Origin of the sequence: Kocuria atrinae C3-8 (genome assembly GCF_000286355.1) — a bacterium.
Lineage (GTDB): Bacteria > Actinomycetota > Actinomycetes > Actinomycetales > Micrococcaceae > Kocuria > Kocuria atrinae_A.
In genome coordinates this window covers 1-3,240 of record NZ_AJXN01000174.1, presented here as the reverse complement: position 1 = coordinate 3,240, position 3,240 = coordinate 1, and the positions used below count along the sequence as shown (strand labels likewise).

Sequence of the window (3,240 nt, the reverse complement as noted above, 5' to 3'; positions counted from 1 at the left end):
GGCCGCGAGCGACGTCGTCGCCGAATTGTCCGCGGTGCTGGCCGAGCTGTGGGCGCAGAGCACCCCGGTACTCGCGTTCAATGCCGCCTATGACCTGACCGTCCTGGCCCGGGAGGGCGAGCGCCATGGCGTGCCGTGGACCGAGCCGTTCCCGGTGCTCGATCCGTTCATTCTGAACAAGCAAGTGCACAAGTTCCGCAGGGGCAAGCGCACGCTGGGCGCGCTGTGCGAGGAGTACGGCGTGGTCCTGGACGCCGCCCACACCTCCGCCGCGGACGCCCTGGCCACCGAACGATTGGCCGCCGCCATGGCCGAAAAATTCACCGAGCTGCAGTCCACGGCGAGCGAACTGCACCACTCCCAGATCGGGTGGGCCGCGGAGCAAGCGGCCTCACTGCAGGAATACTTCCGACGCCGCGACCCGGACGCCGTGGTGGACGGCACCTGGCCGGTCCACCCGCGCGGCTGACCCGCTCCACACCAATCGCACACAACGACGGCGCCGTGCCCCAGCAATGGGACGCGGCGCCGTCGGCGTGGGTGCACGAGCACCTCACCATCTGATGCCGGTTTACTGCACGGTAAAGCGGCCTACCATGCAGTAAACCGGCACCGAATGGCTCGCGCTCAGGAGAGCGCGAATCAGCCCTGCTCGGGCTGCGCCTCCGCGGCGGCCTGAGCGGCTGCGGGCAGCGCGGAGATGATCCGGTCCATGGCGGAATCGTCGTGGGCTGCGGACAGGAACCAGGCCTCGAAGACCGAGGGCGGCAGGTACACGCCCGCGTCCAGCATCGCGTGGAAGAACGGGGTGTAGCGGAAGGTTTCCTGCGCCTTGGCGTCCGCGTAGTTGTGCACACCGGTGTCCCGGGTGCCGAACGCGATCGAGAAGAGGTTGCCCGCTTCCTGGATCGAGTAGTTCACGCCCACGGTGTCCAGTGCCGAGCGCACGGCGTCACGCAGCTGCTCGGAGCGGCGATCGATCGTCTGGTAGGCAATGCGGTCCGCGCACTTGAGCGTGGCCAAGCCGGCCGCCATGGCAATCGGGTTACCGGACAGCGTGCCCGCCTGATAGACCGGGCCGGTCGGCGCCAGGTAGTTCATGACGTCCGCGCGGCCACCCAGTGCAGCGGTGGGCAGACCGCCACCGATCACCTTGCCGAACGTGAACAGGTCCGGGGTCCAACCGCCCTCGGCCTCGTTGCTGAGGCCCCAGTAGCCGGCTTCGTGCACGCGGAATCCGGTGAGCACCTCGTCCAGGATCATGAGCGCGCCGTGTTCCTGGGTCACGCGACGGATCTCGGCGTTGAAGTTGTTCTCCGGGGTGACCACGCCCATGTTGCACGGTGCTGCCTCGGTGATCACGGCGGCGATCTCGCCCGGGTGATCCGCGAAGGCCTGTTCCAGGGCGGTGACGTCGTTGTACGGCAGCACCAGCGTCTGGGACGACGTCGCTTGGGTCACGCCCGCCGAGCCCGGCAGGGCCAGAGTGGCCACACCGGAACCGGCCTCGGCCAGCAGCGAGTCCACGTGGCCGTGGTAGCAACCGGCGAACTTGATGACCAGGTCGCGGCCGGTGAAGCCGCGGGCCAGGCGCAAAGCGGTCATGGTGGCCTCGGTGCCGGTGGAGACCATGCGGATCTCCTCCACCGGTCCCACACGATCGACCAGCAGTTCGGCCAGTTCGGTTTCACCGCGGGTCGTGGCGCCGAAGGACAGACCGCGCTCCACGGCCTCGTGCACGGACTCCAGGACCACGGGGTGCGCGTGGCCCAGCAGCGCCGGACCCCACGAACCGACCAGGTCCACGTATTCGCGGCCGTCCACGTCAGTCAGGTACGGACCCTTGGCCGCGGAGATGAACGGAGGGGTTCCGCCCACGGAGTTGAAGGCGCGCACCGGGGAGTTCACGCCACCGGGCATCACGCGTTGAGCACGATCGAACAGTTCTTGGGAGACGCTCATGAGATCACTTGGTTCCTTCCACCGGGGATCTCCCCGGTCGTGTGTGCCGCGGCCGGTTGGGGGCACGCGCGGCGGCAGTCTGATTTAGTTCCCGTTGTCCTGGCGGTACCAGCGCGCCAGTTCGGCGGCGTAGTACGTCAAAATTGAATTGGCTCCAGCGCGCTTGATGGACAGCACGGACTCCTTGACCGCGGCATCGCGGTCGATCCAGCCGTTCCCCGCGGCGGCCTCGATCATCGCGTACTCACCGGAGATCTGGTACGCGGACACCGGCACCGGGGACACCTCGGCCACGTCCCGCAGGATGTCCAAGTAGCTCATGGCCGGCTTGACCATGACCATGTCCGCGCCCTCGTCCAGGTCCAGTTGCAGTTCGTGCAGGGCCTCGCGACGGTTGGACGGATCCATTTGGTAGGTCTTCCGATCGCCCGTGAGCGCTGAATCCACGGCCTCGCGGAACGGACCGTAAAAGGCCGAGTTGTACTTGGCGGAGTACGCCAGCACGGAGACATCCTGGTATCCGGCGGAATCCAGGGCCGCCCGAATCACGCCCACCTGACCGTCCATCATGCCGGACGGGCCCACCATGTGCGCACCGGCCTGGGCCTGGGCCACGCCCATTTCTGCGTAGATCCGCAGGGTCTCGTCGTTGTCGACCACGCCGTCGTCGTCCAGCACGCCGCAGTGGCCGTGGTCGGTGAATTCGTCCAGGCACAAGTCGGACATGACCACGATGTCGTCGCCCACCTCCGCGCGGACCTGCGCAATGGCGTGGTTCAGGATCCCGTCCTCCTCGAGCGAGGCGGAGCCCACGGCGTCACGGGTCTCGGGGATGCCGAACAGCATGATGCCGCCCAGTCCCAACTCCACGGCCTCGGCAGCTGCCTGCTTGAGCGAGTCCACGGTGTGCTGAACCACACCGGGCATGGACTGGATCTCCACGGGCTTGGAGATGCCTTCCTTGACGAACGCCGGCAGGATCAGCTCAGCGGGGTGCACACGGTTCTCCGCGGCAAAGCGGCGCATGGCCGGGTTGGTGCGGAGCCTGCGCGGGCGTGACACCAAGTCGTACAGCGGTGCGTGTGAGCTCACGATGTTTTCTCCTCGGTCGAACTAATGGTCTTGAACAAATCTTCCAGGGCCCCGTCCACGGCCGCAGCCAGGGACGCTGGACTCGGATCGTCGGCCACGATGGGCGTGATGCCGCGTTGCCGCAGTGCTGCGGCAGTCGGTTCGCCGATGGCCACCCACCTCGTGTCATCGGGTGGTCGCGGTTGG

The 3,240-nt window shown here is 67.3% G+C and carries 3 protein-coding genes and 1 pseudogene; 1 reads left to right on the top strand and 3 read right to left on the bottom strand.

Annotated features, from left to right (window positions below):
* On the top strand, positions 1-469 hold a 469-nt coding region (locus YO9_RS0115185; RefSeq protein WP_016998264.1), incomplete at its 5' end, for an exonuclease domain-containing protein.
* A 173-nt stretch (positions 470-642) separates the two neighbouring features.
* Here the strand turns inward: YO9_RS0115185 and hemL are convergent.
* The 3 genes and pseudogenes from hemL to YO9_RS19175 all read right to left on the bottom strand — a co-directional run.
* A complete protein-coding gene (hemL, locus tag YO9_RS0115180) occupies positions 643-1,962 on the bottom strand; it encodes a glutamate-1-semialdehyde 2,1-aminomutase (RefSeq protein ID WP_016998263.1) in 1,320 nt (439 codons plus the stop codon).
* An 84-nt stretch (positions 1,963-2,046) separates the two neighbouring features.
* Positions 2,047-3,054 carry a porphobilinogen synthase gene (gene hemB / locus YO9_RS0115175; protein ID WP_016998262.1) on the bottom strand — a complete coding sequence of 336 codons (1,008 nt, stop codon included), beginning with the start codon at positions 3,052-3,054 and terminating at the stop codon, positions 2,047-2,049.
* Positions 3,051-3,240, bottom strand: a pseudogene (locus YO9_RS19175) (hypothetical protein); the annotation flags it as partial. The gene hemB and the pseudogene YO9_RS19175, both read right to left, overlap by 4 nt.